This window comes from Pseudomonas sp. NY8896 (genome assembly GCF_039634505.1).
The window spans coordinates 298,969-324,548 of the sequence record NZ_CP132351.1; the positions used below are offsets into that span (position 1 = coordinate 298,969).

Here is a 25,580-nt window from a genome sequence, read left to right on the forward strand (position 1 = left end):
AGTTACCCAAGCAGGGCAATCTCAACACGATCTCGCCCACTCCGTTTCGCACTGTAGAGCGCTTCATCCGCGGCACGGTGCGCTTCCTTGACGCTTACATTCAGAATCGCAACACCGGCACTGAACGAGCAACTGAACGAGGCCCCATCTTCGGACTGGAACTGAATCGCGGTAAAGATGGACCGCAGCCGATCCACAACCATCTTCGCCTGGCTTGGATTGGCACCTACCATGACAATGCCGAACTCCTCTCCCCCAAGCCGCCCGACATAGTCATCCGTCCGCAGCGAATCAGTGAGCACCTCGGCCAGGCCAACCAGCACCCTATCCCCCACTGGATGGCCAAAGGTATCGTTGACCGACTTGAAATGATCGATGTCGATAAGAACCAACGAACTTGGCGGCCCTTCGACAAGAACAGTCGCGGCGGACGCCATAAATTGTCCGTGATTCAGGAGGTTCGTCAGGGGGTCTCTTCTCATCCTGGACTCCAATCCCTTGGACCTGCTGATTATCGACTTCAATGCCTTGATGAAGGCTCCTCGCTTCAGAGGTTTCTGGACGAAGCCGTCCGCCCCTCGGGACAAGGCGAGCAGTTGCTTCTCAGCGTTGGACTCCCGGCTCAGGAATATAATAGGGATGGTGGCGTCCCTGTCCTGCCTGATGATCGAGGCAACGATGTCCCCGTTCGCCTCCGGCATGTGGAAGTCAGTCACCAAAACATCAGGGCGGAACCGGGATAGAGCTTCCAGCACTTGGCTTGGATGCTGGATGTGCTCAACGATCAGGCCTTCCTCGGTGAGGAATTTCCGGGCTAGGTAGGCATCGGTCCTTGAGTCATCTAGAAGCAGCACTCGATACCCTTCGATCTCGATGTCACGATTTCGGCTCCGGAATAGGGAGCGCAAGCTGCGGATGTCATCATCGAGTCCCAGGATACGAACTTGGCCGAGCTCCGTGGCTGTCCGACGTTGTTCGAATGTCAGGGGGCATGACTCCACGACAAGCACGACCAGGGCCTCAGACTCAGAGGTCATCACGACCTTGGAGATGAAGGGGATGGCCTCTGGATCGTTGAGCACTCCGTCACCGACGATGAGCATACTGGAGCGGCGAATTCCGGCCTCATCTTCGGGGTTGAAAGGGATCTGGTGGCAGAGCGTGATGACCTTCGCCCCCATACCTTGGAGGCCACGGGCTAATTCTTGCGCCCTGACCCCAAAGCCAGGGACGAATAGCGCCACAGGCCCTGACGTGTCAGCGGCTGCGTCATTCACTCGCCGGCTTGCGGATTGAAGCTCTTCCATCATGCGATCGACCTCTGAAAATACGGCCTCAGTCAACGAGGACGCCTTACGGATTGCGGTGAGGACGTCTTGTACTCCAATGACATAGCTGCCATCGACATCTCTCAGAATGTGGGTTGCGGAAGCTAGGAGCTGGATAAACGCATCGCGGTGACGCAGGCTTGGCATCGGCCGCACCTGTAGCCACCAGGTTGTTTGCAAAGCGTGGTTTACGGAACTGATCATTGGGGAGGATCTCCTCACCCTAATAGTGTCCTTTTGGTGCCCCTTTTCCGCTGCCCGCGAATTCACGTGGGAAGGAATTTCCTCTGCAGACGAATCCCTACACCATCCCGGCGTCGCAGGTCGGAATCCGTCCTGATGGCTGTTCAAGGTCAGAGACAGGTTCTGGCACAGCGCCCGCCCCTGGAATATGGAGGTTACATAGGAGACAACAGCATGTACCCAATCAACCGTGATGCACTGGTCTGCCCGACGCACCTTCGTACCGCCCGGCTGCGCCTCAAAGGGATGTGGAAGGATTCTGACGAAGCGACCAATGACGTAGTACGTGCCCTAGAGGCTGGCTGGTTTCTGATCCCATCTGGCCGTGAGGGTAACTACACCAAACGGCAGTTTGAGGCCTTTGATAAGTGCTTCGCCGCGGCCCCCTGGGTGAAGCAGATCCAACATGAGGCTGGGGAGTTTGACGAAAGGTTGCGGGCCCGCCTCGGTTCCAGATTTGAACGTCTGTTTTCAGGTGGACGGAAGCTTACTTCTCCCCTCACCCAGGCACTTGCCCTCCCCCATCGGGTCGCGCGACTACCGCTAAGCTTCGAGGCCGGCGCATTCGGCCCCGAACTTCTGGTTTCATGCCTTGAGGATACCCAGAGGGTGTGCTTGCGGATTCAAGACGAAATGCAAGGTCTTGAGCCGGATTGGGTCTTGGCTGAATCCGTGGACGTGGGCGCCCTTGTTGAGCACCTGAACCGGGCTAGGTGCGTCCACCTCCTGATACCGATTCTGGTTGCTACCAGCCCCAGCTACCTCCCCAGGGAGCAACAAGGATGGCTTTGGCAGGTCCAGGTTGGGAATCTTACCGTTACCGAATATCTGGACAGGATCGCGAGACGAGACCAGGAACATACCGACCACGTCCGTGAGTCTTGGAGAAAGCGATTCGCACAAATTCGCACCCTGGCTTCGGTTCTGGAGGGCCTTCAGTCTTATCACCAGGCGACTATTACCCGGCGTCTCCAGTCGGTGGATTGGAGATTCAGGGCGAAACGTGGGCAGGGAATCTTGGTAATTGATCTCGGTGACCTTCATGAGGTCGGTGCGAGGCACCAGCTGCTTGATGGTTTCGAGTTGGTGAACTTCGTTTTGGCCCTGGACCAGGCCCTCGAACGGGCGGAACCGTGCTGGGACTCGTATCACCTAGGCGAACACAGCGCATTTGCCCAAGTCGAGCGAATGAGGGAGGAGATGGCCCAGGAAGGCCCGCCGCGGGGCCTAGGAGACGTTTTCAGGTCGAACCAATCGTCTCAGCTGGAATCGCCGTTAAGGGCCCTATAGGCGGCCAAAGCCGCCATCATGACAAGGACCGCCGGCCCGATGATGTGCAGATGCTTAGCGATGAAGGTGACAACTCCCCACCGGATGGGACGTCGACGCGCATCATCAAGAGCGTTTTGAAGGCTACTGCAGCGATTCGCCAGCGTGCTGATCTCGTGGCACAGACCACGTACGTGGCTGTCTTGGTGCTTGAGATAGTCGGCCATTCCCAGTTCTTGAATGTTCTGTTTCCAGGTCTCGACAAGGATGAGGTCACCGGCGCGCACCGGTCGCGATCTACCGTTCTCATGCTTCCCATCGTAATAATCGAACTGGAGACCGATCTGCTCGTAGAACCGGTTTCTGCGCACGTGATTGGACTCGTATGCTTGGGCATCGCTCAACCTGATGGGGTTAACCTGTGCATCTGGAAATTGGTGCAGGAACTGCACCACTCGCCACATGAGATAGGTCCCCAAACGGTGCCCTTGGAGGGCATCAGGCGTTACCGTGATGAACCCACGGTTGAAACCGTCGCTGGCTCCGATCGACACCGTGTTCATGCTCCTGTTCACACCTGCAGCCAGGCTCCCCTTACCAGTCAAGGCATGGCTGCTGCCTGAGGCTGTGTACTCGATTCGGAAACCTGCCTCGTGCGGGGTGATCACTTCAGTACAGGTCACGAAGACCTTTGCGACCTCACACTCCGGCGCATTTCTGCTGCCGATGACCAAGACAGTAGAACTGACTCGCGGGTGACGGCTGACTGCCGGCCATGAGTTGATTTCTTGCTCCAGCACGGGTGCATGGTTCCCTAGGTTGTGGGGGGAGATGGATCTACACAGAGGGTGATTCTGGCACGCAGAGACGCCATTGAGGATGTAGATGCCATAAACCACAAAGGCATCTCACATGGAAACAACCATCAACAACCTCAAAGCCATCTCTGCTGCCCGCATACGGCTGAAGGACCTGCACACTCACGAAGATGGTGAGGGCGAAAATCTGGCTTGGTCCTGCATCGTATTCCTCAAGGGGAAGCGGTTGGGGAGCGTTCAGGACCCGGGAGAAGAAAAGCCCCTGTCGATCGAGATCGACTCCATCCAGCAAGTGGCAATGGTAAAGACGTTGAAGGAGCACGGGTATCAGCTCAACCTCGAGGCTGCTTCTCGGATCGACGCCAGCGATACCCACGAATTCCTGGAGCAGGCTCTACCGCAAATGGCTGACGAGGTGGAGTGGTTCAACAAGGCGAAGCCGCTCTTGAAGTCCAACACCTTGTTCCGCATCCGAGGTGACGAGGAAGGAACGTTCCGTCTGATCCTCGCGTTGTACAACGAGAAGACGGAGCACGCCCTCCAATCGCGGTTCGGCGATCAGCTTGAGGCTGTCCTGAACAACCAGTTGAAGGGGATCACGCTGTAGTGTGGGCTGGGCGGGCCTCCAATACGATTGTTGGGCACCGAAGACCAGTATTGGCGACCCGCCTGGCCCAGATACTCGCAATGCCCGGCTTCTGGCACCCTCCGCCAGACATGAACATGGACTCCATCGACACAGACGCGGAGTACATCATGACGCAACAGCCCCACATCACGTATCCGATACCCGAACAGTGGTGCTTGGTGTTTGCAGACTATCCACTGGGTGAGCCCGCCATGGACGCAATCCAGGGGCCGCTCTTCTTCAGCAGCAAACGAGAAGCGCTGATCGAATACCTGAAGTACCTATCCCCACGACTGGAGCAGGAAGGTGGCATAGGAGAGTACCTGGATGCCTTGAGCGATCTGGGCATGGTGCCAAAAACCCTGGTCGCCGACACCAGCGGGGAGTTGCTCCGTCTTGCAGAGACGGTCGAACTGGAGATCCTGGAGGGAATCTGCGCCGGCTACAGCCGGGACGGGACGTCTGAAGGTCGAGAGGTAATTTTCCTGCTCGCGGCTGTGCCACCCGCAAGGCAACCCTCATTCCCACCGGTAACTGCTCCGCCCCCACAATACCTGGCCAACGATGACACCTCGGAAGATGGGCCCCGGGTATACGCAACTTTCCATCCCCAGGCCTGGCAGAACGAAAACGCAGTAGGCATAGACCCTGGCCCTACAGAGATTGACGTAACGCCCGAGGTCCTTGCGATGGACCGGCCCTATGCATTAGCTATCAGGGACAACACTCACGAGTCTGACGGTTTCATCCACGCTCGGCTCGCACCTGAGTGGGTACGCGACTGGCAAGGCCCCTTCTACATCGAGTGCAAGGAATCTATCGAGAAGTTCTTTGCTAGCACCGCAAGCGTGGGTAACTCCACCGTGACCGGGTAACCCCGCGCCAGCGGTGAATTACAGTCCACCACTTTGGCTCTTACTGACACCGGCCCCCCGGTAGTATCCGGGGCTCCGGCCTTCCTATCGTGAGGAACCCTATGCGCCCATTAGACGTAATTCTCTGCCTCGCGTTGGCAGCCACTTACCATCGGACCGACGCTGCCGTCGTAGCAACGGCGAAGCGTTTACTCAAGCGAGTAGAGCGCCGGGACAGGCAATCGCTCTTTGATGTGATCAACCACAAGACGCCGTGCCGTTACATCATCCACCACTTGGTGAACCTTCCCGATGAGGTCATCTGTATGGATCTGCCGGCTGAGCGCGTAGCACCACACATCAAGCTGTCGATGGCCAAGGCTCAAGCAGCCAGTGCCATCCAGAAACCTTCACCTGCCGCCTAACATCGGAATCAACTCGCAAAAGGAGCGACGGATGAGCCAACAGAACGCTCGTTGCCCGTACTGCAAGACCATCAACTTGCTCGCCGATCAGAGTCTGGCGGGCCATTTCATCCAGTGCCAGTGCTGTGGAGCGCGCGGCCCAATCAAGGACTCCGAGGCAGAAGCCTATGCCGCCTGGAATGGGGTAGACGAATCGCGCTCTAACTCCACCGGCGACCTGCAGGTGCTCGGCTTCCTCAGTACCGAGGCAGTGGAGGCACTCCTAACCGATGCCGATGTAGCTGTCACCTGTTTCAACAAAGCCAGGATGATCCCTACCGGCGCGATCGCCGTTGTCCGCTATGACCATGCTCAGGCGCAGGTTGAACTCGCAGAGGCTGGGCAGTCATTGCTGACTCTCGAAGTAGACCCTAAGTCTCCATCCAACACTTGGACCCCATCTTTGGGATCAACAGTTAGCTCGACATAGGAGGCCAAATGGAATATTTCGACGGGAAAGGAGATGGCGATTTCAATACGCTTCGGCTGATCGTTGAGGGCCGTCCCTTCCAAGACACCTGTGGTATTCGCATCCTAGGTCTGCCTGAGGTTGACGCAGCGATACGGGAGCTTTGCGCCCATCTTCGCGTGCCACCCGAAGCGGTGCAAACCCGCAGCCAGTTCATACTTGCAATGGAGCACTTCATGGCTTCGGATCTGCCAGAAGCCCAGAAGGTTGTCCTGGTGCAGCGTCTTACCCAAGCGATTTTCAGGCGCTCCGCCGACCAACTGGCGGATTCAACCGATCTGGCTGGCATGGTCGGCCATCGCGTGATGGCGAGAGCTGCCGCCGGCGGGCACGTCACCCTGGCTGAGTTCGAGCAGCTGGCGAGGTTGGAGCATCATCGCGATCAGGTAGCGGGCACTCAGCTGGCATCCCAAGCGCCAGCCTGACAACAGCTGGTGCACAGGGCGGGGTTGGGAGAGTGCGAGGCTCAAGAGCAAAAGCAGGCCTTTCAAGAACAAGGTGATTGGCTTGCTGTAACCACTACACTCCGTTGTAGCCTTCATGTTCGATCTCAACACCGCCGGTGCACGTCAGGCCCTGCGCATGCAGCAACCTGATGAGGAAATGGAAGTTCAGGTGCGATATCAAGGCCGAATCGTCGACATCACGTTCCTCCCTGACGAGGATGGCACCCAACCCACCGACCCCAACGATCGCCCGGTAACCGACGAGCAGGCGAAAGGATGGCTGCGCGGAGAGTGGTGGTATCACCACATCATGGTTCATATCCGCAACCATGACGGCTCGGAGATCGACGATGTGAAGGCCACCTGTGACAGCTACAGCCGCCTGCCCAGCTTCGCCGAACCCTACGACATCATCGTTCGCCTCTGTGATGACCTCCTGAAAGAACAACCCTTCTGATCTCCCACAGCCTCCACAATCGTCCCCGAGATTCGGGTGTGGGCGCTTCGCTTGAACCCCTCCTGCCCCCTGATACCCTGCCGCAATTGAACCTCATTCCTCGGCGCTGAATAGCGCCGGGGCTCCTGCAACCTGACCCGAAGGAGACTCCGAACGATGCTGAACCTCGACGACCCGGCCGCACGCCAGGCGCTGCGCATGCCGCGTCAGGACCAGGAACATACTGTCGAACTCCGACATCGCGGCGAAGGCTGGTGGGTGGACTTCAAAGTCACCTTCATCCCCGAAGACCCGAAGCAATGCGTTCAGCCCGAAACATCGGAAACCAATGCGTTGGTGCAGCCCGCCGCGGGGGAAAACGTAGAGTGGTGGTACCACCGCATGGTCGTAACCTTCCTGAACCTAACGGAGGAGCCGAACGAGAGAGATCCACTCTCGATTATCCGACATGAACGACTAGTTTCTTCCGATGATCACTACGACCTGGTGCTCGAGGACTGCCGGCAGCTGATGAAGGAGAACCCGTTCTAGGTTCCGCCGGCGGCCGTAATGTGCGGAGGAGGTCCGCATACATTCGAAGGTGCTCCGAATATTTCGCCCGGTCCTGCGCATATTTGCGGTGCAGCTCCGCATATTGCTCCTCATCCTCGGCGCAGATCGCGCCTGCCTGGTATGCCGATTGGCTACCAATCTTCGGTTCTGACTGATTCGGGTGTGATCGCCTTGCCCGGCATCGGCCAACATCCGCAGGAGGTTCTGGCACAGCCAGTCAGGGCCGAAGATGGCTCCATCTGACCTACCCCAGTCACGGAGCCCCCTCATGAACCCCGCATTCGCACAAGCCCTAGCCGCCCGCTCACTGTGGATCAACGTAGCTGTCCTCTCCAGCATCGAAGGGTGTGATTCCCAGGCCGAGGAGGCGTTGCAAGAGGCATATGACGCCGTCCACCAGCTGGCGAGCGATGACGTACTGATTCACCGCCACTATGGACCCCGGGCCCCGCTGCTCCTTCTGGACGTGCCTGAGTTGGCTGAGCAGTACAACCTGGCACACGAGCTGTACACGGAGCTGTACTACGAGAACTACCGCAACGGCTCGATTGGTCAGCTCTCGGCTGGGTGGCTGAAACCGGCCTCGCCCCTAGATCAGCCTTACACGAAATGGCTGGTGGCGGTGGACAAGCAGGTAGCGGCCTTGATGGAGATTCCCTACTCGCAAGTAGCTGAGGCTACCCAGGGGCAAGCCAAGACCTTATTGCTGGCCTGGAGCCGGGGGATGGATGCAGACGAGGCTGCGGAGGCCGTAGTTCAGGCGCACATCGAACGTGAGTACGAGAGGGAGTTAGCGGAGGAGGAAGAGCGCCAGGCGCACTGGGAAGACATCCAGGACACATACGCCTCCATCGAGGCAGACCTCTGGGCTGGCTGGCGCGAAGAGTGCGTGGAATTGGGCCTGGTCGACTAACGCCAACACTGCTACCGGAAAGCAGGCTGTTCAAAGAGAGGGGGTGACCATGATTCAGCTGACTACCAACGCCGCGGCCCGGGCGCTGCAAATGAAACGGCCAGACGAGCCGCATATCGTCCGGGTGGGCTACAAGGGGCACGCCTTCGAAGTGACCCTAGCCACGGGGGCACCTTCCGTTGCACCTCTCGACAGCACGCCCTGGTTGTTCGAGCACGATGACCCAGCCTTCTACATCGACGGCGAATGGTGGGAACACCACGTTGAAGTCCGATTATTGGTTCCCGATGCTGGCGCTTGCCAGACCCAAATGCCGGCCTCCAAGGTCAGCGCCAACATACCCAGCTTCATCAACCCCACCTTCGATGTGATTGTCCTGTGCGAGGACCTTATCGCGGAGTGGGTTCGCATGGGTTCTGGCACGCATGCATCGCCCCGATGATGTGCAGGTCACATTGAAGCTAAGGGCGTTCAGCCCGACCAGGCAAGGGGAAATACCATGGGTTCTACTGTATCGACTGGCAAACTGGCCGCTGCTTTCAAAGCTACCAGCGGGAAAGTCATGTACGTCCTCTTCGAGGAAACCTACGAATCGAACTGCTACCCACGTACCCCACGCTGGAGCAGCTACATGATTGGCGAACTGCCTTCCGCCATGCGCCATATTTTCCGCGCCGCAGCCAGTTGTGAAGGTGGAATGCTCAAAGGTGCTGGAGGTCGCGACATTACCCCGGAAGGTTACATCGCTGGCTGGATGAAAGAATTGGAGAACCCGGTCGAAATTGCTGACCGAAAGTTCGATCTGTATGCAGTGAACAACTACATGGCACCGATCCCGACCGAGAACTTCGCATGGGCCAGGGCTGCCATGGTGGCCGTCGGGCGCGAAGCTGACGCAGTGAAGCTGGAGAGCGGGGAACACCTGATCGTTTCACTGTACGACGACGCGGAGCTGCTGGGCGCGATCTACGACGGCATTCGGTTCGGCGCTAGTCGAATCATGAAGTCCGCAACCAGCGCATTGCTCGCACCTCGCAATCCAAGCCTCGGCTATTGCCCGGGCAAGTCGAAGGTGGTGAGCATGAACACCCCTCGCTTCATGCGCGTTCGCGATGGCCACTTCCACCACGCAACACAGGACGCCAACGGTGACTGGCGTGGCGATGCTTCGCACAGCTTCATGAATTCTTACATCACCAACCTATGGAAGGAGGAACTGGCCGAGCCTCTGACCTACCGCGGTAAGATCAAGGCCTATCGTGATGCAATCAAGAATGCCCCGGTCATGCCTAGCAGCACGAAGCTAGTCATCGACACCAACGCCGTAACCGACCGCTGCCACCAGGAGTCGGTGGATTGGGTGCTGTCCAATACCCCGCACACCAAACATGGCGATGAGATCCACGTCGAACTACCCAACGACTACACCGCCTTGCACCGCGTGGCGAACCTCAGCGAGAAGTTCTCCCGCTACGTCTTCACCGACAACGCACCGGCCGGGCAACTGGATCTTCTGGCCTGCTAATCAATCCTGGCCCCAGGCTATCTGGGCTCTCCAATACCAACGTGTGGGGTTCAACAATGAAGTTCAAACCGTTTCCTCATCGCTTGCGCCGACTCGATTTCAACCCGCGCAAGGCTTCCTTGTTCGAGCGTAAGCAGCAACGTGAGGCGGACGCTTTGCCGCTCTTTGCTGAAATGATCCGAGCGGAACAGCATGACTGGGAAACCGAGAAGGAGATTCGCCAGCGAAGGGATGATGCAACCTTGATCAACTGGCGAGCTCGGGAAGCGCGTGTCTGGCGCAAAGCCAGGAGCATGTTTTTCGCCCTACCGAGCGACGACAGGGCTTCGGTCATCCGCGATTGGAACACCATTTGGCGCAACGCATGGACTCCCACCAACCTGATTTACCTGGTGGAGAAGTACAACGGCGTCGGGGCCCAGCGTGAAGCCGCAATGCGAGAGGAGCGCCAGCAGATGGATGCCCGGATCATGGCCAGGCTCTCACACCAACAAGGCCTCTTTTGATCAACAGGATGGCGGGGGGACCAGGTTGGAACCTTACTCTTGGTTCCTAAGGGGGGCTTCCCGCCACGCCACAATACCGGTTTCCAATCCCTGTTCAGGCATGGTCCCGAATCATCGTTCAAACAATCGACGTGACCATCCTGTGCGCGAAGTGTGCGCACAGCGGTTCTGGCACAGTGAGCCTGCCCTGAAGATAGCCTCATCACTTCAGGAGGCCATCCCATGCAACACACCCACGCTCCTACTCAGTTCAGCTTGACCTTTTCGGCGCTAACGCCCCCAGCAAGCTCTGCTCTAGCCTTCTGCCCGGCACACCTCCTACCGGGCGCAGTAGTTGCCCTGGATGATCCCATGCTCCAGATCAGCGACATGGACATTCGCGACCACATGCGCGCTCGCTTCAGCTTCGACGAGATGCTCGCAGAGATGAGAGCTATCAGCCATGTGGCAGAGCAGCGCCAGCAATACGGCTCCCGGGCTGAAATGGGCTTGGGCGGCCCGCGCAGCTACCAGGACGTGGGGACCGCGGAATCGGTTATGGACTGGATGCACGAACACGAACTGCGCCGGGTGAACCAGATCAAGCTGTCGCTCCCCAGCTCAGGCGAAGAAGCATTGGCCGCGCGCGAGCGCATCCAGAAGCGCATTGCGGCGCGCCGGGCAGCCCGCACCCCAGCATCCGCCTAGTTGATATCCGAGAACAGGAACTGAACGATGACCATGAACACTCCCAGCGCCAGCAAAGTCCAACCGCACCTGAATCTCGGGCCTCACTTCTTCAACGCCCTGTCTTGGGTTCGGCAGACCACGTTCCCCGAGGATCTGGAGCGTGATCTGGTTGCCCTCGGTACCGCACCGGCCCTCGCCCAAGAGATTGCCGTGACCTATCGCCACTCGATGAGCAGGGATATCGTCCGCTTCTACGAGGAGTACGCTTACTCGGTGAGCAGTGCGGAGTGGCAGCAGCCGCTGGCGGCCTATATCTCGGCCCGCCTGGCTGACTACGATCGGTATGGCAAGCACGAATTACCGATGGCCAAATACCTGCAGGCGCAACTGGACACCCGGCAATGAACGAGCTGACGCACGAACAAATCAAGACCGTGTATCGGTCGGCAATCGATCCCAACGCCCGGGATTCAGAGGGCATGGACTGGTGGGAGGCTGTAGGGGCTGAAGTTCGAGCCGTAATATCGGCGCCGACGGCTAAGGAGGCCAGCATGGTCATCGCCTGGTGGCATCATGACTGGAGCACTGTTGCAGATACCCCGTTCAAGGCAGCGCAACGCATCAGATCCTCGGCCCGGAAATTAGCAGACTGACTTTGGATGGCATTGCGCCAGCCTGTTGGATACCCTGCCTTGGCCTCGTTACTTTGGAAATCTATCCCTTGTTCAGGTTACTCATGGCCTTCGCCTGGCCAATGCTCGTCATCTGGGCCGCGTTACAGGTCGGTCACTCTCTCCAGGTGATCGATACTGCCAAGGTCATCGTGCGCGACAAGGCGGCCTGCGAAGCCTTGCAGATTCCCTACGACACCACTTGCCGTGTGGTTGGTCGGATGGAGGCGAACCTCGACGGGACCTGGTGGCTTCAGCCGAAGGATGCTGGTGGTATATACATCCGCCTGCCTGAAGGATCGTTACCTTATTCCTACAGTCCTGATGATTACCACATCCGCGGCGGCAAGCCGGTCTCCATTGCCTTGGTTGTGGTGACAGCGCTGCTCACGCTCCTCGGCCCGCTGATCAGCTGGCGAATTCAAGCACGCCGAGCAAAACGTGCAGCGGGGCGCGGGGAGGCGAACGGATAGGTCACTCTGTCCGGGCTGGTGGCACATGCCCTGGCATGGAGAATTCCCATGTAGTGCCACCACAGGAGCCCTCCCCATGATGAATAACGATCGCCGGTTGGCCTGGCTTGATCTTGAGTCAACTGGATTCACTGAACTGCATAAGCAGATGGTGTACCGGCACCGAATCTTGGAAGTCGGGGTTCTGGTAACCGATGACCAATTCAACGTCCTTGCCCAGCACGTCGTAGTTGTCCATCACGACCCGGCTGACGTCCTTCCTTTGTGCGACGACATCGTCCGGAGCATGCACACTCGCAATGGCCTCTTTGACGATGTGTCGGCCTCTTCTACCGACTTGGCCAGCGCAGAACAGCAAATCATCGAGTTCCTGGTAGAGCACGGCGTGCAAGCCAAGGCCTCACCGTTGTGCGGCAGTGGTATCCACTTCGACCGGATGTTCCTTGAGGCCCAGATGCCGGCGCTCAATGCACACCTTCACTACCGCAATTTGGATATCAGCGCGGTGAAGGAATTCCTCAAGACGATCAGCCCAGCATTCGAACCAGTCAAACGCCAGAGCCACCGGGCGCTTGACGACATTCTGGAGTCTGTCGAAGAAGCCCGCCTGTACCGGGATCTGCTCGCGCCTATCCTCGCAGCCTGAGCTGGTGGCACACCGCGCCAGCGTGAACCATGTGCTCATCAGACATTCACCAGAGGACGATACATGGTCATTCCAGAGCTGGAGGCGCTTCAGGCAGCCGAACAGGAAGAAGAGTCAGCACTCCAGGCATGCCTGGCCTTCGCGCGGGGCGTCCTGCCGATAAGTCTCCTCCTACGTTTCCAGTGCTCGGAGGGTGAGAAGGTCCTCCAACAGGTTGCGCGGTCAATTGATCTGCCAGCTCTTCCCGCCGAACAGAGTCACCTTGCTCCCATCGCATCTGAGGCGCATGCGCTGCTGAGCGTAGAACCGGGTTTCCCTGCGATTGCCGGCCGCTGGCAACGTGCCTACGACCTTTACGAGCTCGGCTTGATTGACTTTATCGTGGCCGAGGAGGAGCGCGCCGCGAACGAGCGCCAGCACGCCCAGGAGCTTGCAGATACCTACGCTTTGATCGAGCAGGAGCTATGGCATGATGTTCAAGTTGAGAGCCTGGAATTGGGGTTGATCAGCGTAAGTCCATCGCCTGGCAGTGAAACAAATTCCCAACACCATCCCTAATGACATTGTTGCCTTTTCTCCACTTGGTGCTGAGTGGTAGGCCCAATCACCTCTTCAAGGAACGCTTATGACTAAAAAATGGATTGAACTGGAACTTCTCGCAGACTCGGACGCCCGGCTGCCGGTTGTCGAAGGTGGCAGGATCGCCGTCGCCGAGGCCAGCATTCGCACCATCACCGCCTACTCTGACCAGATCCTAGGGGACGGGTGCATCCTCGTCCTGGACACCATTGCGAAGAACGGCGGAAGCCGCCTGATCCGCGTCCGGGACGCCTACAGCGAAATCGAAACCCAACTGTCGGATCTGACCGAGTGGATTGAGGTGGACATCGTCAACGACTCTCTGGCGAAGCTCAGCAGTCTCCAAACCGAAGGACTGCTGCGCCGGGAGGGGATCAAAGCTCTGAACGAGGTCAAGGACTCGTTCACCGGTGCGCGCAGCCAACTCACTCTGGATACCGTTGGTGATCACGGTGTTGCCCGGGCTCTCCTACTCAAGCAGTCGTACGAGGATCTCAAACCGGCGCTGCCCGAGCGTAGCGCCGTAGTCAAACATCACCAGGACGCCTAGGAGATACCAGTGGCACGTGCCCGACTCCACCTGATCTGCGGAAATTGCGGGTGCGCCGATATGTGGACGCACCGCATTGAGCCGCAGGGTACCGACATCGACGGCGAACTGTTCCCGGCGGTTTACCTCTCCTGCGGCAACTGCGCAACGCTACATGACCTTGCAGATAAGGCTCCCAGCTCGAAACCAACCCAGCGTCTTGAAGAGATCCATGAGCCACACTAGCCCAACCGAAAAGAGATCGCGCTACACGCCCGTGTTCGCAGTCCTCATCTACGCATTCATCCTCTGCACCACAGTGCTGGTGGCCGGGATGACCATCCCATGGGACATCGGCACCTACATCACGCACTGCCATGCTGTTGTTTGGTGCTTGCTGGCATTGCCTGTCATCGCCAAAGGCAGGCAGTTCAAGGACATCGGTCGGGGAGTTGGCGCGTTGCTGGTCGCCGGCCTGGTGATCGGCTTCACCCTTCTCTGGAGCGTGTTCGGGGTGCAGCCGTTGCCCGAGGACGTCAACTTCCTCGATCTACGCCCTTTCGCCGCGGCGTTGATCGTCATCTCTCTCGGCATCTTGGCCGAGTTACTGGTGCGACGGAGCATTTGGCCAGGTTTCAGGGCACTTGGGCGGTAAGCTAGGCCTTTCCCTGACAGACATAGGATTTGAAGGATGCCCATTACTGAAGCTGGCAGCGCTCCGGCCCGATCTTTGGCCGTGATTGGCGTATTGACCTACTCCGCGATTCTGGTGGGGCTGTCTCTACTAGCCGCATGGCTGATCTCGGGCCCGGTGGGCAGCACTATGTCGAATTGCTTCGCGCTGGTCCTGGTAATGCTGGTCGGTTCTGGACGAAAAACCCTGAAAGCTGCATACGGCACCCCCTTGATGTCCTTCATGGCCATCGTCTCCGGCATTGTCTTTTCTGCGGTGTTTATCGTGGTCGCCGCTGGCCTCAAGGGGGATGTAGCGCTTGCGTTCGACGTTACCTCGCTCAGTGACTTCGATGTCAGCCTCATCGGCGCTGTGTTGGTCGTTTTCACCGCCCACTTTGTGGCGCATTTCCTGGTCAGGGCATTCTTCTGGCGGGAGTTGGCCAGTTGGGCTTGATCAGTAGGCAGCAGTCACACCGGAGCCCGCCACAGTGCGGGCTTCGTGCTTTCTGGCATCAATGAAATCCCCGGTTCTGGCACACATGAGATCGGGGGAAGATAGCCACATCGAATCCAAGCCACCGAGCAAAGAGAATTCCGCCATGAAACACATTCCAGCACACATCGCCATCCAGGCCCCTGAGTACAAGGCAGTCAAGCAAGTAATCGCCGTCAACCTGGTGACGCATGGCTGGACCGCCGCCAGCCAGCTCGATATGGACATCTGCTGCCTGGTGGCCTCCCAGGACTACGAGACCGCCGTTGGCATCAAGACCGCCACGCTCAGCCTCGAGCCGCGATCGGAAGGCTTCCAGCTGGTAGGCAACTACCAGAGTGAGGGCAACAACGTTCTGAGTACCACCTGGCTGAACATCCCCAGCGGCATGACCTCGGAACAGATCGTCGAGAAAGTGCCGGAATTCCTGGAGAAGGTCGACCGCGAGGTCAACCGTAGCTACGCCCGCCGCTTGTTCCTGCTCTGATCGCAGTAGTCTCCACTCTCCACCAGGGCCCGCCATAGAGCGGGCTCTGCGCATTTTTAGGGACCGAACATCGGGCTTTAAATTCAGGCGCTAGGGGGTCGAAAAAACTTCGAAATTTTCTCGGCGCCGGTTCTGGCACACACGACCTCCCCTGAAGATGGCTCCATCAACGACACAGGAGCACCACCCATGACCACCAAGAACATCGCTGCCAACCTGATCACCGAAACCGCTCAAGCTGCTCTGGCTGGCTGCAACTCCCTGCGCAGCATCCACGACACCGCCAAGAAGCTGATCACCGGCAAACAGCTGGGCTTAGACTTCGATCCGAAGCGCCAGAACGCCTTCGAAATGCCCACCGCCCTCCTCGTCTGCAATGTCGAAGAGGCAATCCGCAGCGAATTCGACCAGGATGCCATCCGCGGCTTCGCCGATTCCTACAAGGCCGGCGAGCCCGTAGAACCGCTGGGCGTTGTCGCCGAAAACGGCAAATTGCGCGTAGTGACCGGTTTCACCCGCCACGCCGGCCTGATGCTGGCAATCGCCGAAGGCGCCGACATCAAGCGCGTGTGGGTGAGCCAGGTGGAAGGTGGCCGCGCCGTTGAGATCGTGCGTCAGTGCGTGAGCAACCAGCAGGTGCCGGTTTCCCCTCTTGACCTGGCCGAGGCCTACCGCGAGCTGATCGACGACCACAAGTTCACCGTCGCCGGTGTCGCGGCCGCGGTGCACCGCAAGGTCAGCCACGTTCGCAAGATGCTGGCGCTGGTAAACGTGGCCCCTGAGGTTAAGGAGATGGTCGAGAAGGGCCAAGCGTCCGTCTCTACTGCCCTGGCCGCAGACAAGCAGTGCAAGGCAAACGGCGAAGACACTGTGGTGCATATGCAGGAGCAGCTCGCCAAGGCCCAGCGCAACGGTTCCGCGAAGATCACCGCGAAGTCCGTTGGTGCGCCGTCCGCCCTGTACGGTCGCAAGGACCTGGACGTTGCCGCCCCGGTGCTGGTCCAGCTGGCCGACCAACTGGAGAAAGCTCTGCCCTTCATGGCTACCCCGGAGAGTGTGAAGGTCGAACTGACCCTCAGCGGTGCCGACCTGAACCTGCAGGACCTGGCCAAGGCGCTGGCCAACATCCGCGCGGCTGTTAAATCTGCCCAGAGCGGTACCGAGCCGGCGGCGAACGTCGGCTAATCCAAGCCCCCTGCCAACTACCGCCCCCACCCACTGGGGGCTATGGGCGGTAGGGACTTACGGAGAGACAAACGGAATGGCCACATTTGCTTTCTGTGACTTCGAAGACGCGCTAGATGTTTTGAGGTCTGCCATTACGGAAGCATCCATCACCACCCTGATCGACCAGATCGATCAGCAATTTAATGCTGGATATCTGGATGTGAGTCCAGCGCAGTGGGGGCATCTGGCCTCTGCGGTGATGGTCAGGCTAGACCATGTCCGGCAATCAGCTCCGTCAGTTTGAGAGAGATACACGATGAGCATTCGCCTGGAACTGCAGTGCATCAACCAGGAAGACCCGAGCACCGACGACTGCTACAGCATGAACGAGCAGGGTGTGTTCGAAACTGCTGACGATACTCAGGCCGATCTGATCCGGGCCTACAAGTACCTTCAGGACCTGGCCACCCGTAAGGGCTGGAAGGCAGCCAAGCTTGCCCAGGGCAAGAAAGGCATGCTGTGTCCGAACTGTGTGAAGCTGTATGAGGCACAGACTGGGCACATTCTGAGTTGAACGATCCACGGAAGTCGCTGGGCAACCACAATGCCCGAGGAGGGCAAGACAATGGCTGTTGTCAATGATCACGAAGACCTGATTCGCCGCATGCGCGAACGCAAGTATTACGACCTGAGCCAATGGTGCGCCGAAGAGCTCGAGGAGACCGAGCACGAAGCGGAGCAACAGGGTGAATGGCGGATTGCCAAGGAGATCCGCGCAGAAATTGAACGCCAGAAGGCCTACTACCCCTGAACAAGCTTCCGGTTCGCCGGCGCATGACCGAGGAACGGACATGGCAGACAAACTCTACAAATGCAGCCGCTGTGATGGCGCTGGGAAAATCTGGCTGTTCACTGCAGTTCTCGGTGGTGTCTGCTTTCAATGCGGCGGCAGCGGAAAGCAGAAAACCAAGCCCAAGCCCAGGGCTGTCAAATGGGCCGTCTTCGGGCACAGCCGCGAGACAGGAAAAATTGGCCGCCTCTACAACGTGAGCGCACGCACTCAGGCTGAAGCAATCAACAAGGCCCGTGACACCTACGATCGCGCAAGTAGTGCTTGGCGTGACGAGTGGAGCATGGAACAGGCTTTTGCTCAAACCTGGGCCGAGCTGCAAGAGGCCGGAACGCTGGAAACCGCAGGTATCAGCTGATCCACCTCTTCCACCCAGCACCACGAAGGAAAGTACGATGAAACGCTTTGACGATCGAGCAACCTGTTTTCACTCGGGCAAGAAGATCAGCCCGCCCATGAATGAGCGCCGCCTTTGCGCCTGCTGCGGCTTGCGAATCGTAAAAGGCTTCATCGTTGAGATTGGACATGTCGGCGAGGACTGCGCAGGAATCATCGAGCGTCGAAATCGCGACAGGGACTTCCATGGTGGAACGGTCAAAGACTTCGCCGAGCGGTATAAGCGAGCGACGGGCTGGACAATCAAGCCAGCAGTTCTCAAAACTCTGGAAGATCATTACCCCTGAGAATCGACGCAACTGCCTCGTTAAGCTAGACAGAGAACTGATGGTTGGGATTAAACACATTAAACCTAGTAAAATGAACCAAGCCAAAACGAACTATTTCATTGCGCTCACGCAATAAAGCGATATCAAATCCAAGGTTAGCTATGCAACAAGACAAACAAAATTCAAAAAACAAATGCTTTGCATCCAACGCTTTAGCAGTTGCGCTATTAATTATATGTGCCGTGATTGGCATGTTGTTTTATGGCCAACATATTATGGCCACTGCTACTCAAGGCATGGGTAAACTGGCTGCGAAGCATCTGACTTATGAAATTCCCAATGCCTTGATTTTGCTTGAGGCCCGTCGCGGCCCCTGTGCCACTATCCCAATCACTTCTGAAGAGCTAATGAAGAGGGGAGCGCCTAAGCAAACAGCGAACGGCTCGCCCTGGACTGCAAGCTTCACCGGAGAGTCTGTCGAGGTCATATACCCCTACAGTGACGAGGACGACTATCGAATGACGAAACACGATTTGTTGAAGGTCATTCAAGAGAGTTCAAATGTTCAAAAGGCTGAGATAGCTGTTGAAGGCGTCAAGGTCACTTACTCCTGCCAGCATCCAGTAACTAAATCATGACCGATTCCCTAGGCCCTTTGAGCCCCGAAGAAGAAGAAATGATCCGTCGGCATCGCGACGAGAAGGCCCAGCGTGCCGCGGCATTGGCATTCCGCTTGAAAGCCCTCAAGGTGGCCGCTGAGTACGAAGCCTGGCTGCAACAGGATGAAGAGTGTGGGGATTCGTTCTCGACGTTCGTGAACCGATTCGGCTACCAGGACAGCGATTGCCAACCCATGCACGAATACGTCAAGCGAATCCATAAGGCAGCAACTCCTGACTGAAGGTAGGTTTTTGATGGAAGGAAGACAGTTCATCAAGAGCGTGACCGGGAATTACCCCGTTTACCCGGGCCATCCCCTGGTACTGGCAACTGCGATCATGGAGTTCTACTCCGACTTTCCGACGGCCAATGCGCCTACAAAACATGGCTGGTGCGCCGCCCTGAGCGATAGCCGCATCCCTGGAGCCGGGGACCACGTCGGTGCCGCGGTGCGCTGCTTGAGTATTGGAGCTGAAGGCGGTTCAGTAGATGAGATGGTGGCCGCCGCGGGCAGTTACTGGGAGCGAGGGCAGGCCGGCGGGCACCATGGATATGTCTGTGCCGGCATCGAGCAGGCCAAGGCCGTTGAGCCGAAGTTCCGCGAGCTGGCCGAGCGTTGGTTCCCGAACTGACCCACCCTCCCCGATCAAGGCCCGCCGATTTGGCGGGCTTCTCGTTCCTGCAGGGAAGGTCGGGCCCTACGGTTGGGCCTGAAGCTACGCACTAGCCGTAGTGAGGCTCGGATTCATGCCCGAGGTTCCGAACTCACCGTGCTTCGAGGAGGAGTGCGTTCAGGCCGAAATTTCCGGCCCGGGAGCAGTTGGAGCTTGAGGTTCGGTTTCGAGTCCCGAGATCGGTCTCGAAGCTTCCGAAAGTGGGGTATCCGAGTATTCAGGGTCATCCATTTTTCAAGCTCGGGCATAAAGCCTTCGCCAAGCACATCGCGTATGCACTTGTAGATTGCAGACCTGAATTGCAGATCAGAGAGTAACTTGATCTCCTTCCGCCGGCGGTCCCACTCGGTTTTCAGTTTCCAACTCCGGGCGCCTTTCCCGTTCTCCTCCAGCTCACGGTTCAGTTCGACCAGGGCGTCATAGGCCCTGAGTTTCGATACCTGGATGGCTTGCAGGAGTTGTGTATCGGTGAAACCGTTCTGCTGGGCCCAGAGCGGAAAATCTTGACCATATACACCCGCTTCCCAGAACTTTGCTCGGGTCACTCCCACAGCGCCCACGATCTCCGGGTACAGCTTCGAGAACTCGGAGAGATATCGCTCTCGTTGGTAGTCGTGCACGCGCGCCAGGGCGGCCTCGCCGGCGAGATGTAGAACGCCACGGGCAAGCGCCTGGTCGGTTCGGATTTCCAGCCGTACATGCATCTCGCTTCGCAACACTTCGATCTGCGTATAGAGGTAACGCTGACCGTCACGGTCTTTGCGAGCCACCGCGGCTTCCAACCTGCGGTTCAGGATTCCAATCGCGCCAGCGCACAGGGCCACGACGGTGCCGTGCCTATAGCTGCTCCTGATGAACTCCAGGAATCCGGCCTCGCTTTTCAGTGCTGATTTCAGATCAATCCACGGCATAGGAAATCTCCCCTATTGATTCCCCGAGGCTACTGCACTCGTGGGGAGGTACATGCTCAAAGGCTACGGCTCATTTCCGGATCGCAGATGGTGGCACGGGAGGACCAGCCCGATTCTTGCCTCAATTGATCAACGAACAGCCACTTGAGGCGATGAGCACACAAAACACACAGATCGAACTCGGCCAGTACCCAACCCCGGCCTGGGCTGCAGCCGCGATCGTACGAAAGAACTTCAGCCACCTCAGCGCCAAGGATTTCGTCCTTGAGCCAACGTGCGGCCTAGGGCGCTTTCTGCAAGCGGTTCCCCAATATGTGCCCGCGCTGGGGATAGAGATCGATCCGCATCTCGCTCAGCAAGCACGTGACCTGACAGGCAGGCCGGTCATTACCGGCGACTTCTTCCAGGTGGAGCTCGAAGAGCGTCCAACCCTGGTCCTCGGTAATCCGCCATTCGAAACCAAATTCATCGAACGATTGCTGGATCGTGTACACGGCCTGCTGGTCGACAATGGCCAGGTGGCATTCGTCCTACCCTGCTACTTCCTCCAGACAGCGGCGAGAGTGTGTCGGTACAACGAACGCTGGGCCATCCAGCAGGAGATGCTGCCCAGAAACCTATACGCCGGGCTGAAGCATCCCCTGACTTTCGTGACGTTCACCAAAGACCAAGAGCGCCTGATGATCGGCCTCAGCCTTTACCACGAACTGGCGTACCTGCAGGGCTTGCCGAAAGATGTGCAGGAGGCCATGAGTCAGGGCCCAGCCACCTAGCGCGAGGTCGTCGGGCAGGCCCTCGATCTGTTCGAGGGTGAGGCCCACCTGAGCCAAATCTACGAATACGTTGCTGAACGCCGGCCGACGGCAAACCCGAACTGGAAGGAGCAGGTCCGTAAGGTCTGCCAGCAGACTGCGCGCCGAGTGGGCCCCGGGCGATATGCGAAGCCGGACCAGCTGGACATGCTGGCCGCATAGCTGATCGAACATCTGGAGAGACACCGCATGACCACAACCAATCAACAGCGGGCGGTTCAACGGAAGCAACCTAAGAAGGTCAGCCCCGAAGAACTGCAAGCCATGATCGCCCAGTACCAGGCCGGAGAAGTGATTGCGTCCCGGCTACCCTTCACATTCCCCTCGGGCTTTAAGCTCACTGAGGTGGTCCCGCAATGCAAGCTGTGCGGGAGTGAAATCAGAAAGCAAGACTTTAGGGGGATCTGGAACCAGGTACTGCCGGATGTCGTGGTGATCGATGGCCACGGAGTGTGCCGGTCCTGCCGTTGCATCACAGCATTTCTCATCCGAGTCCGAGGGGAAAGCCCTGTGGTCCTGGAATCGATCAGCGATGAAGGCGTTTGGCAGCAATACACCCAGGACCAGACGATGTGGGCGCGGATCAAGCGCCAGCTCCGATTGCTGACCTCCCGCTTCTGACACACTCCGATTGACCTCAGACTGGTCTCATCGCTAACACGCCATGGAGCCCCATCATGAGCCTCAATCCAACGATCATGGACGAAGCCAAAACCGAAGTTCTGAGCTGTCTCGACAACGCGAGCCGGTCTATCCACGAGTTTCACGACGCACCAGCGTTCATGACCTGGTGGGAACAGTACGGTTCTGGTGATCTCGGCCTGACCCACGACCAGAAAATCGACCTCTACTGTCAGCTTCGGGTTGAGGTCTACACCTTCCAGGGCTGCCTCGATGAGTACCGCCGCCTACTGACGGGAAAACCAGACATAGCAATGAGAATTGGCGATTGCCATTATGCCTACCTCAGCGCCAGCGGGGAGCTAATTGGCTTGACGGTGAACCGCAATAGCACGATCGACGAGGCTGAGCCTTACGACTTCGATAGCAGCGCGTTCAATACCTGCGTTGGGGGCTGGATGGATGAGGATTACCGCCAGACACGCAAATGGATTACCGAGCCTGAATTCGTGCCGGTGACAGTCGATCCTCTTCCTGAGAAGTACATAGAGTTTGACCATGCTGGCCAGCGCTGGTCATTCAACCGAGATGAACTCTCCATGCTTGAGAGTGAAGACAGCTGCTTCCACTTTGTGGCGTATCACTTGCTGTCGGAACCGACGACTGAATCGGTGATCGCTTTCATTGAATCGAATGGGTTGGGTTAACTCTCACCCCCATAACACTCCGCAGGACAAGCATTTCGAGCGAGTGGATTAGGACACTCGCTTTCCCCCTCAAAACTCTCATCAAGCGAATTTCAGCCGGTCGCTTTCGTTGGTAGCCAAATTTCGGTCGCGGGACAATCCGGGGACCATCTCTAGAGAAAACCCGTGGTCAGACGACACCGAAAACACCTCGGCGTGTTCTTGATCCTGGCGACAGTGGCGGGAGTGATCAGCTCCTGCTGGGGTAGTGGCACACCTCAATGAACTTACTGCGGCAACAGTGGACCTGAGCGTTGCCGGATCGGGTGAAATCTTGGTGTACGGGAACCCTGCCCAACGCGATCACCGTGTCGCCGGCTCCGGCAAGATCAAATTCAAGTAACTCCCGCGAATAGGAACCGAATCATGAGCAAAACCAAAACTGGACCTCAGGGAGGCACCCCTTTGAGCTTCGATGAGCAAGGGATCACCGGACGTTACAACGGACAGGGCCTACTCGAGGTCTTCATTCCGGCAGGGGTCTCACCAGAGCCTGTAAGCAAAAACGATTTCTGGGCCAACGTAGCGCATTACTCCCTGGTCGCTGCAGCTATCACTCTCACGCTGCAAACCCGTCAAGACAAGGTGAGCCTGAAGGACCTCGTATCCATCCTCAGCGATCTGGAGAAGATGCTGGTGCTGGTCGAAGCAGCGGAACCCGTGCCCAGTGACTTTACAGGCGCATTTGAATGGGTTCGCTCCTGTCTTCAACATTGGAAAGAAGATACGGATGGCGCGTGGAACTTCCGCCACTTCAAGATTCTGCAACAGGGGCTCCTGGCCCGGCTGACCACGATCCTCGATTCCAAGGATCATGTACCTGAAGTACGCCGCTATTCGATCGACACCGACGGGAACGGGGCCTTCGCAGAAGTGGTACTTGCGGAAGACTACGAGCGTACCGTCCTGGCCATGCAGTCCGCTGAAGCGGAGCGCGATCAATTCAAAGCCGAGCTTGAGCGGCTTAAAGATCAGGCACCTGTCGCATTCATGTTCAGGGGGTCCGATGGCCGTCTTCGTATGGATGCCTGCCGCCACAAACCCAGCGAACCAGGATGGGAAGGCGTGTACGGAGAATCCAGGCCCGCCCGGACATGAACCGGCTTGAACGCTCAAGCGAAGAACTGACTGCATTGCTTGCCACGATTTCGCAGGCCGAAGCCCAGCCTGTCTGAGCAGGGGCCTGGTTCTGGCACACCCCGAGGACGCCGATGATTGCTTCCGTGAAATCCCATTCCTCCACCTCTTCAGGAACTGCAAGCGATGAGTAACGAAACGGAAAGCACCATGCCGGCGACCCTCCCCCAGCAGCCGGAGGTTCTCGCGTACCTCAACTACCACAAGCAGGACGTCGCCGGCCTTTCCTTCTCGCCGCTTTCAGGGCGGTGCAAGCAGTTGATGGCGGTTGAGCAGTACCACCAGAGTGTGGATGCCCTGACGGCCCAGCTGGACATAGCTTTGCAGGACCTGGCTACGGCTCAAGCCGAGCTGCAGCGTAACAAGGTCACCATTGCTGGGATGAATGAGGCCCATGCGAAGCTCGCAGGGTTGTATGACGGGGCTCTCTCGCAGATCAAGACGCTTACTGCCACGCCCACCTTCAACCTGTGCCGCTGCGGCGATCAACGTCTTCCGGCCGTGACCCTGGAACGCAACTCCCTGGGACCTTTCTGGAAAGCTGCATGCCCGGCCTGCAAGCATTCGGTATCGACCTTCACCGAGCCCGGCCTCGTCCAGCTGTGGAACGCACTGTCCAAGGTGCCCCGGCCCATACCTGCACCCACCGACGTGAAAGGGCATGTCGGTTTGGTCACCTACACCGCCTTCTGGAACACCTACGTGTCCGGCTACGAGGATGGGAAGCAGGACTCAAGGACCAGCAACTGCGCGAAGTACAACCCAAGCGGGGCAGCTCACAAAGCCATGGCCCTGCTCGCCAGCCTGGCCCAACCGGAGCAGAACGCCCATGAGTGAGACACAGCACAACCTGAGCACATCGGCCGGCGGCCGCGGCTACCTGGTGGATTACTTCCAGACCAAACTCGGACGCTACGACTTCACCCGATACATCCGCGATCGCCTGGCTGCTGATTTCGCCTGCATTTTGTCCCAGCACCTGACAAAAGAGCAGGCCGAAACCGACAACATGCGCGCGGAGCTGCAGGCGCTGCGCGCGGATCGGACGGCAGGTTGGCGTTGCTTCCACTGTGGCGAGCACTTCCTCGACGAGGCCGCTGCCGCCCTTCATTTCGGCACTCATGAGATGCAATCGCCGGCCTGCCTTATCGACGTGGCGGAGTACCGCGAGATGGAAGCACGTATGCGCAGCTACAACGACGAGGATGCCGAAATCCACCGAGCAATGGCGCGCCAGCGAACCCAACATCAGATCGAGCTTCGCCGTGCTGAAGAGCAGGGCTATTCCCGGGGCCTCAAGGAGGCTACGGGGCTGATCCTCGACAAGCAAATGCAGGAGGACTAGCCAGATGAGCCGGAAACAAACTGCCGAAGACAAGATCGCCAAGGTGATGGACTCGTATCACGCCTACCTGAAGGAATGGAAGTACGACGAAAAACAGTCCCTCTTTTCTTCTGGCGGGTGGGTTTTCAAGGGCAAGAACCACACCGCCCACGAAATGAACAGCAAGATCCTCGCCCGCCGAAATCAGGACGTGCAGAAGATCCTCAAGATCACTTCCGAATCGAACGCCGGCATGGGTGACACCTCGCTCTCTGCACAGTGACAGAGGCGCCAGCATCTCTTCATTCCCAATCTCGTG

Annotated in this window: 41 protein-coding genes; 38 read left to right on the plus strand and 3 right to left on the minus strand. The window is 58.1% G+C overall.

Features of this window, described 5'->3' with window-relative positions:
- Positions 1–2: 2 nt before the first annotated feature.
- The gene (locus Q9451_RS33015; protein ID WP_172688572.1) at positions 3–1,532 is read right to left on the minus strand and encodes a diguanylate cyclase; all 1,530 of its coding nucleotides are present in this window, start codon (positions 1,530–1,532) and stop codon (positions 3–5) included.
- A gap of 213 nt (positions 1,533–1,745) precedes the next feature.
- Between Q9451_RS33015 and Q9451_RS33020 the strand changes: the two genes are divergently transcribed.
- Positions 1,746–2,861, plus strand: a complete 1,116-nt coding sequence (locus tag Q9451_RS33020) for a hypothetical protein (RefSeq protein ID WP_254500588.1) — start codon at positions 1,746–1,748, stop codon at positions 2,859–2,861.
- Here Q9451_RS33020 and Q9451_RS33025 read toward each other — a convergent pair.
- A complete protein-coding gene (locus Q9451_RS33025) occupies positions 2,831–3,640 on the minus strand; it encodes a hypothetical protein (RefSeq protein WP_019438440.1) in 810 nt (269 codons plus the stop codon). The genes Q9451_RS33020 and Q9451_RS33025 overlap by 31 nt on opposite strands.
- A 112-nt stretch (positions 3,641–3,752) precedes the next feature.
- Here Q9451_RS33025 and Q9451_RS33030 point away from each other — a divergent pair, with 112 nt between their 5' ends.
- The 30 genes from Q9451_RS33030 (at position 3,753) to Q9451_RS33175 (ending at position 19,668) form a co-directional block, all read left to right on the plus strand.
- Positions 3,753–4,265, plus strand: coding sequence for a hypothetical protein (locus tag Q9451_RS33030; RefSeq protein ID WP_010792877.1), 513 nt, complete (start codon positions 3,753–3,755; stop codon positions 4,263–4,265).
- Between the two features lie 116 nt (positions 4,266–4,381).
- Positions 4,382–5,161, plus strand: coding sequence for a hypothetical protein (locus Q9451_RS33035; protein WP_283879777.1), 780 nt, complete (start codon positions 4,382–4,384; stop codon positions 5,159–5,161).
- A 101-nt stretch (positions 5,162–5,262) separates the two neighbouring features.
- Positions 5,263–5,565: a hypothetical protein gene (locus Q9451_RS33040; RefSeq protein WP_010792875.1), complete on the plus strand. Its 303-nt coding sequence runs from the start codon at positions 5,263–5,265 to the stop codon at positions 5,563–5,565.
- 31 nt (positions 5,566–5,596) lie between these two features.
- Entirely contained in the window at positions 5,597–6,034 is a 438-nt protein-coding gene (locus Q9451_RS33045) for a Lar family restriction alleviation protein (protein WP_172688575.1), read from the plus strand.
- A gap of 8 nt (positions 6,035–6,042) precedes the next feature.
- A complete protein-coding gene (locus Q9451_RS33050; protein WP_172688576.1) occupies positions 6,043–6,498 on the plus strand; it encodes a hypothetical protein in 456 nt (151 codons plus the stop codon).
- A gap of 115 nt (positions 6,499–6,613) precedes the next feature.
- Entirely contained in the window at positions 6,614–6,976 is a 363-nt protein-coding gene (locus Q9451_RS33055) for a hypothetical protein (RefSeq protein ID WP_172688577.1), read from the plus strand.
- A gap of 156 nt (positions 6,977–7,132) precedes the next feature.
- The gene (locus Q9451_RS33060; protein WP_172688578.1) at positions 7,133–7,507 is read left to right on the plus strand and encodes a hypothetical protein; all 375 of its coding nucleotides are present in this window, start codon (positions 7,133–7,135) and stop codon (positions 7,505–7,507) included.
- A gap of 289 nt (positions 7,508–7,796) precedes the next feature.
- On the plus strand, positions 7,797–8,441 hold the full coding sequence (locus Q9451_RS33065) for a hypothetical protein (protein ID WP_172688579.1): 645 nt from the start codon (positions 7,797–7,799) through the stop codon (positions 8,439–8,441).
- A gap of 49 nt (positions 8,442–8,490) precedes the next feature.
- Positions 8,491–8,883: a hypothetical protein gene (locus tag Q9451_RS33070; RefSeq protein WP_172688580.1), complete on the plus strand. Its 393-nt coding sequence runs from the start codon at positions 8,491–8,493 to the stop codon at positions 8,881–8,883.
- A 57-nt stretch (positions 8,884–8,940) separates the two neighbouring features.
- Positions 8,941–9,966: a hypothetical protein gene (locus Q9451_RS33075; RefSeq protein WP_172688581.1), complete on the plus strand. Its 1,026-nt coding sequence runs from the start codon at positions 8,941–8,943 to the stop codon at positions 9,964–9,966.
- Between the two features lie 56 nt (positions 9,967–10,022).
- The gene (locus Q9451_RS33080; protein WP_172688582.1) at positions 10,023–10,472 is read left to right on the plus strand and encodes a hypothetical protein; all 450 of its coding nucleotides are present in this window, start codon (positions 10,023–10,025) and stop codon (positions 10,470–10,472) included.
- Between the two features lie 351 nt (positions 10,473–10,823).
- Complete coding sequence (locus Q9451_RS33085; protein WP_235375689.1) at positions 10,824–11,159, plus strand: hypothetical protein; 336 nt, start codon at positions 10,824–10,826, stop codon at positions 11,157–11,159.
- A 27-nt stretch (positions 11,160–11,186) separates the two neighbouring features.
- Positions 11,187–11,546, plus strand: a complete 360-nt coding sequence (locus tag Q9451_RS33090; protein WP_042857300.1) for a hypothetical protein — start codon at positions 11,187–11,189, stop codon at positions 11,544–11,546.
- Entirely contained in the window at positions 11,543–11,794 is a 252-nt protein-coding gene (locus tag Q9451_RS33095; protein ID WP_172688584.1) for a hypothetical protein, read from the plus strand. The genes Q9451_RS33090 and Q9451_RS33095 overlap by 4 nt, the downstream gene beginning before the upstream one ends.
- An 83-nt stretch (positions 11,795–11,877) precedes the next feature.
- Positions 11,878–12,285 carry a hypothetical protein gene (locus tag Q9451_RS33100; RefSeq protein ID WP_235375691.1) on the plus strand — a complete coding sequence of 136 codons (408 nt, stop codon included), beginning with the start codon at positions 11,878–11,880 and terminating at the stop codon, positions 12,283–12,285.
- Between the two features lie 76 nt (positions 12,286–12,361).
- Complete coding sequence (orn, locus tag Q9451_RS33105) at positions 12,362–12,931, plus strand: oligoribonuclease (RefSeq protein ID WP_172688586.1); 570 nt, start codon at positions 12,362–12,364, stop codon at positions 12,929–12,931.
- Between the two features lie 63 nt (positions 12,932–12,994).
- Positions 12,995–13,489, plus strand: a complete 495-nt coding sequence (locus Q9451_RS33110) for a hypothetical protein (RefSeq protein WP_172688587.1) — start codon at positions 12,995–12,997, stop codon at positions 13,487–13,489.
- 67 nt (positions 13,490–13,556) lie between these two features.
- Positions 13,557–14,060 (plus strand): hypothetical protein, encoded by a 504-nt coding sequence (locus Q9451_RS33115; protein WP_172688588.1) that lies wholly within the window; start codon positions 13,557–13,559, stop codon positions 14,058–14,060.
- Between the two features lie 211 nt (positions 14,061–14,271).
- Positions 14,272–14,694, plus strand: a complete 423-nt coding sequence (locus Q9451_RS33120) for a hypothetical protein (RefSeq protein WP_172688589.1) — start codon at positions 14,272–14,274, stop codon at positions 14,692–14,694.
- 36 nt (positions 14,695–14,730) lie between these two features.
- The gene (locus tag Q9451_RS33125; protein WP_172688590.1) at positions 14,731–15,168 is read left to right on the plus strand and encodes a hypothetical protein; all 438 of its coding nucleotides are present in this window, start codon (positions 14,731–14,733) and stop codon (positions 15,166–15,168) included.
- A 145-nt stretch (positions 15,169–15,313) separates the two neighbouring features.
- On the plus strand, positions 15,314–15,694 hold the full coding sequence (locus Q9451_RS33130; RefSeq protein WP_172688591.1) for a hypothetical protein: 381 nt from the start codon (positions 15,314–15,316) through the stop codon (positions 15,692–15,694).
- Positions 15,695–15,883: 189 nt separating this feature from the next.
- Complete coding sequence (locus Q9451_RS33135; protein ID WP_172688592.1) at positions 15,884–16,879, plus strand: ParB/RepB/Spo0J family partition protein; 996 nt, start codon at positions 15,884–15,886, stop codon at positions 16,877–16,879.
- Positions 16,880–16,955: 76 nt separating this feature from the next.
- Entirely contained in the window at positions 16,956–17,165 is a 210-nt protein-coding gene (locus Q9451_RS33140; RefSeq protein ID WP_172688593.1) for a hypothetical protein, read from the plus strand.
- Positions 17,166–17,177: 12 nt separating this feature from the next.
- On the plus strand, positions 17,178–17,435 hold the full coding sequence (locus Q9451_RS33145) for a hypothetical protein (RefSeq protein WP_010794346.1): 258 nt from the start codon (positions 17,178–17,180) through the stop codon (positions 17,433–17,435).
- A gap of 51 nt (positions 17,436–17,486) precedes the next feature.
- Positions 17,487–17,672, plus strand: a complete 186-nt coding sequence (locus Q9451_RS33150) for a hypothetical protein (protein ID WP_172688594.1) — start codon at positions 17,487–17,489, stop codon at positions 17,670–17,672.
- A 40-nt stretch (positions 17,673–17,712) separates the two neighbouring features.
- A complete protein-coding gene (locus Q9451_RS33155; protein WP_172688595.1) occupies positions 17,713–18,069 on the plus strand; it encodes a hypothetical protein in 357 nt (118 codons plus the stop codon).
- 37 nt (positions 18,070–18,106) lie between these two features.
- Complete coding sequence (locus Q9451_RS33160) at positions 18,107–18,394, plus strand: hypothetical protein (protein WP_283879778.1); 288 nt, start codon at positions 18,107–18,109, stop codon at positions 18,392–18,394.
- Positions 18,395–18,537: 143 nt separating this feature from the next.
- Positions 18,538–19,014: a hypothetical protein gene (locus Q9451_RS33165; protein ID WP_172688597.1), complete on the plus strand. Its 477-nt coding sequence runs from the start codon at positions 18,538–18,540 to the stop codon at positions 19,012–19,014.
- Positions 19,011–19,277: a hypothetical protein gene (locus tag Q9451_RS33170; protein ID WP_010792853.1), complete on the plus strand. Its 267-nt coding sequence runs from the start codon at positions 19,011–19,013 to the stop codon at positions 19,275–19,277. Before Q9451_RS33165 ends, Q9451_RS33170 begins: the two co-directional genes overlap by 4 nt.
- Before the next feature lie 13 nt (positions 19,278–19,290).
- Positions 19,291–19,668: a hypothetical protein gene (locus Q9451_RS33175; protein ID WP_043313016.1), complete on the plus strand. Its 378-nt coding sequence runs from the start codon at positions 19,291–19,293 to the stop codon at positions 19,666–19,668.
- A 113-nt stretch (positions 19,669–19,781) separates the two neighbouring features.
- On the opposite strand, the gene Q9451_RS33180 is transcribed toward Q9451_RS33175, so the two are convergent.
- Entirely contained in the window at positions 19,782–20,621 is an 840-nt protein-coding gene (locus Q9451_RS33180; protein WP_021018556.1) for a hypothetical protein, read from the minus strand.
- 116 nt (positions 20,622–20,737) lie between these two features.
- Between Q9451_RS33180 and Q9451_RS33185 the strand changes: the two genes are divergently transcribed.
- The 7 genes from Q9451_RS33185 to Q9451_RS33215 all read left to right on the plus strand — a co-directional run bounded on the left by Q9451_RS33185 (position 20,738) and on the right by Q9451_RS33215 (position 25,544).
- The gene (locus Q9451_RS33185; RefSeq protein ID WP_283879779.1) at positions 20,738–21,394 is read left to right on the plus strand and encodes a class I SAM-dependent methyltransferase; all 657 of its coding nucleotides are present in this window, start codon (positions 20,738–20,740) and stop codon (positions 21,392–21,394) included.
- A gap of 228 nt (positions 21,395–21,622) precedes the next feature.
- Entirely contained in the window at positions 21,623–22,054 is a 432-nt protein-coding gene (locus Q9451_RS33190) for a hypothetical protein (protein ID WP_043313020.1), read from the plus strand.
- Between the two features lie 56 nt (positions 22,055–22,110).
- On the plus strand, positions 22,111–22,761 hold the full coding sequence (locus Q9451_RS33195; protein ID WP_021018553.1) for a hypothetical protein: 651 nt from the start codon (positions 22,111–22,113) through the stop codon (positions 22,759–22,761).
- 405 nt (positions 22,762–23,166) lie between these two features.
- The gene (locus Q9451_RS33200; RefSeq protein ID WP_010792847.1) at positions 23,167–23,898 is read left to right on the plus strand and encodes a hypothetical protein; all 732 of its coding nucleotides are present in this window, start codon (positions 23,167–23,169) and stop codon (positions 23,896–23,898) included.
- A gap of 165 nt (positions 23,899–24,063) precedes the next feature.
- Positions 24,064–24,774, plus strand: a complete 711-nt coding sequence (locus tag Q9451_RS33205; protein WP_172688598.1) for a hypothetical protein — start codon at positions 24,064–24,066, stop codon at positions 24,772–24,774.
- Positions 24,767–25,282 (plus strand): hypothetical protein, encoded by a 516-nt coding sequence (locus Q9451_RS33210; protein WP_021018551.1) that lies wholly within the window; start codon positions 24,767–24,769, stop codon positions 25,280–25,282. Before Q9451_RS33205 ends, Q9451_RS33210 begins: the two co-directional genes overlap by 8 nt.
- A gap of 4 nt (positions 25,283–25,286) precedes the next feature.
- Positions 25,287–25,544, plus strand: coding sequence for a hypothetical protein (locus Q9451_RS33215; protein WP_172688599.1), 258 nt, complete (start codon positions 25,287–25,289; stop codon positions 25,542–25,544).
- Positions 25,545–25,580 lie beyond the last annotated feature (36 nt).

Bases quoted from the DNA above. Each gene is read 5' to 3' on its own strand.
- Q9451_RS33015 (WP_172688572.1), bottom strand. From the start codon at position 1,532: ATGATCAGTTCCGTAAACCACGCTTTGCAAACAACCTGGTGGCTACAG.
- Q9451_RS33020 (WP_254500588.1), top strand. From the start codon at position 1,746: ATGTACCCAATCAACCGTGATGCACTGGTCTGCCCGACGCACCTTCGT.
- Q9451_RS33030 (WP_010792877.1), top strand. From the start codon at position 3,753: ATGGAAACAACCATCAACAACCTCAAAGCCATCTCTGCTGCCCGCATA.
- Q9451_RS33035 (WP_283879777.1), top strand. From the start codon at position 4,382: ATGGACTCCATCGACACAGACGCGGAGTACATCATGACGCAACAGCCC.
- Q9451_RS33040 (WP_010792875.1), top strand. From the start codon at position 5,263: ATGCGCCCATTAGACGTAATTCTCTGCCTCGCGTTGGCAGCCACTTAC.
- Q9451_RS33045 (WP_172688575.1), top strand. From the start codon at position 5,597: ATGAGCCAACAGAACGCTCGTTGCCCGTACTGCAAGACCATCAACTTG.
- Q9451_RS33050 (WP_172688576.1), top strand. From the start codon at position 6,043: ATGGAATATTTCGACGGGAAAGGAGATGGCGATTTCAATACGCTTCGG.
- Q9451_RS33055 (WP_172688577.1), top strand. From the start codon at position 6,614: ATGTTCGATCTCAACACCGCCGGTGCACGTCAGGCCCTGCGCATGCAG.
- Q9451_RS33060 (WP_172688578.1), top strand. From the start codon at position 7,133: ATGCTGAACCTCGACGACCCGGCCGCACGCCAGGCGCTGCGCATGCCG.
- Q9451_RS33065 (WP_172688579.1), top strand. From the start codon at position 7,797: ATGAACCCCGCATTCGCACAAGCCCTAGCCGCCCGCTCACTGTGGATC.
- Q9451_RS33070 (WP_172688580.1), top strand. From the start codon at position 8,491: ATGATTCAGCTGACTACCAACGCCGCGGCCCGGGCGCTGCAAATGAAA.
- Q9451_RS33075 (WP_172688581.1), top strand. From the start codon at position 8,941: ATGGGTTCTACTGTATCGACTGGCAAACTGGCCGCTGCTTTCAAAGCT.
- Q9451_RS33080 (WP_172688582.1), top strand. From the start codon at position 10,023: ATGAAGTTCAAACCGTTTCCTCATCGCTTGCGCCGACTCGATTTCAAC.
- Q9451_RS33085 (WP_235375689.1), top strand. From the start codon at position 10,824: ATGCTCCAGATCAGCGACATGGACATTCGCGACCACATGCGCGCTCGC.
- Q9451_RS33090 (WP_042857300.1), top strand. From the start codon at position 11,187: ATGACCATGAACACTCCCAGCGCCAGCAAAGTCCAACCGCACCTGAAT.
- Q9451_RS33095 (WP_172688584.1), top strand. From the start codon at position 11,543: ATGAACGAGCTGACGCACGAACAAATCAAGACCGTGTATCGGTCGGCA.
- Q9451_RS33100 (WP_235375691.1), top strand. From the start codon at position 11,878: ATGGCCTTCGCCTGGCCAATGCTCGTCATCTGGGCCGCGTTACAGGTC.
- orn (WP_172688586.1), top strand. From the start codon at position 12,362: ATGATGAATAACGATCGCCGGTTGGCCTGGCTTGATCTTGAGTCAACT.
- Q9451_RS33110 (WP_172688587.1), top strand. From the start codon at position 12,995: ATGGTCATTCCAGAGCTGGAGGCGCTTCAGGCAGCCGAACAGGAAGAA.
- Q9451_RS33115 (WP_172688588.1), top strand. From the start codon at position 13,557: ATGACTAAAAAATGGATTGAACTGGAACTTCTCGCAGACTCGGACGCC.
- Q9451_RS33120 (WP_172688589.1), top strand. From the start codon at position 14,272: ATGAGCCACACTAGCCCAACCGAAAAGAGATCGCGCTACACGCCCGTG.
- Q9451_RS33125 (WP_172688590.1), top strand. From the start codon at position 14,731: ATGCCCATTACTGAAGCTGGCAGCGCTCCGGCCCGATCTTTGGCCGTG.
- Q9451_RS33130 (WP_172688591.1), top strand. From the start codon at position 15,314: ATGAAACACATTCCAGCACACATCGCCATCCAGGCCCCTGAGTACAAG.
- Q9451_RS33135 (WP_172688592.1), top strand. From the start codon at position 15,884: ATGACCACCAAGAACATCGCTGCCAACCTGATCACCGAAACCGCTCAA.
- Q9451_RS33140 (WP_172688593.1), top strand. From the start codon at position 16,956: ATGGCCACATTTGCTTTCTGTGACTTCGAAGACGCGCTAGATGTTTTG.
- Q9451_RS33145 (WP_010794346.1), top strand. From the start codon at position 17,178: ATGAGCATTCGCCTGGAACTGCAGTGCATCAACCAGGAAGACCCGAGC.
- Q9451_RS33150 (WP_172688594.1), top strand. From the start codon at position 17,487: ATGGCTGTTGTCAATGATCACGAAGACCTGATTCGCCGCATGCGCGAA.
- Q9451_RS33155 (WP_172688595.1), top strand. From the start codon at position 17,713: ATGGCAGACAAACTCTACAAATGCAGCCGCTGTGATGGCGCTGGGAAA.
- Q9451_RS33160 (WP_283879778.1), top strand. From the start codon at position 18,107: ATGAAACGCTTTGACGATCGAGCAACCTGTTTTCACTCGGGCAAGAAG.
- Q9451_RS33165 (WP_172688597.1), top strand. From the start codon at position 18,538: ATGCAACAAGACAAACAAAATTCAAAAAACAAATGCTTTGCATCCAAC.
- Q9451_RS33170 (WP_010792853.1), top strand. From the start codon at position 19,011: ATGACCGATTCCCTAGGCCCTTTGAGCCCCGAAGAAGAAGAAATGATC.
- Q9451_RS33175 (WP_043313016.1), top strand. From the start codon at position 19,291: ATGGAAGGAAGACAGTTCATCAAGAGCGTGACCGGGAATTACCCCGTT.
- Q9451_RS33180 (WP_021018556.1), bottom strand. From the start codon at position 20,621: ATGCCGTGGATTGATCTGAAATCAGCACTGAAAAGCGAGGCCGGATTC.
- Q9451_RS33190 (WP_043313020.1), top strand. From the start codon at position 21,623: ATGACCACAACCAATCAACAGCGGGCGGTTCAACGGAAGCAACCTAAG.
- Q9451_RS33195 (WP_021018553.1), top strand. From the start codon at position 22,111: ATGAGCCTCAATCCAACGATCATGGACGAAGCCAAAACCGAAGTTCTG.
- Q9451_RS33200 (WP_010792847.1), top strand. From the start codon at position 23,167: ATGAGCAAAACCAAAACTGGACCTCAGGGAGGCACCCCTTTGAGCTTC.
- Q9451_RS33205 (WP_172688598.1), top strand. From the start codon at position 24,064: ATGAGTAACGAAACGGAAAGCACCATGCCGGCGACCCTCCCCCAGCAG.
- Q9451_RS33210 (WP_021018551.1), top strand. From the start codon at position 24,767: ATGAGTGAGACACAGCACAACCTGAGCACATCGGCCGGCGGCCGCGGC.
- Q9451_RS33215 (WP_172688599.1), top strand. From the start codon at position 25,287: ATGAGCCGGAAACAAACTGCCGAAGACAAGATCGCCAAGGTGATGGAC.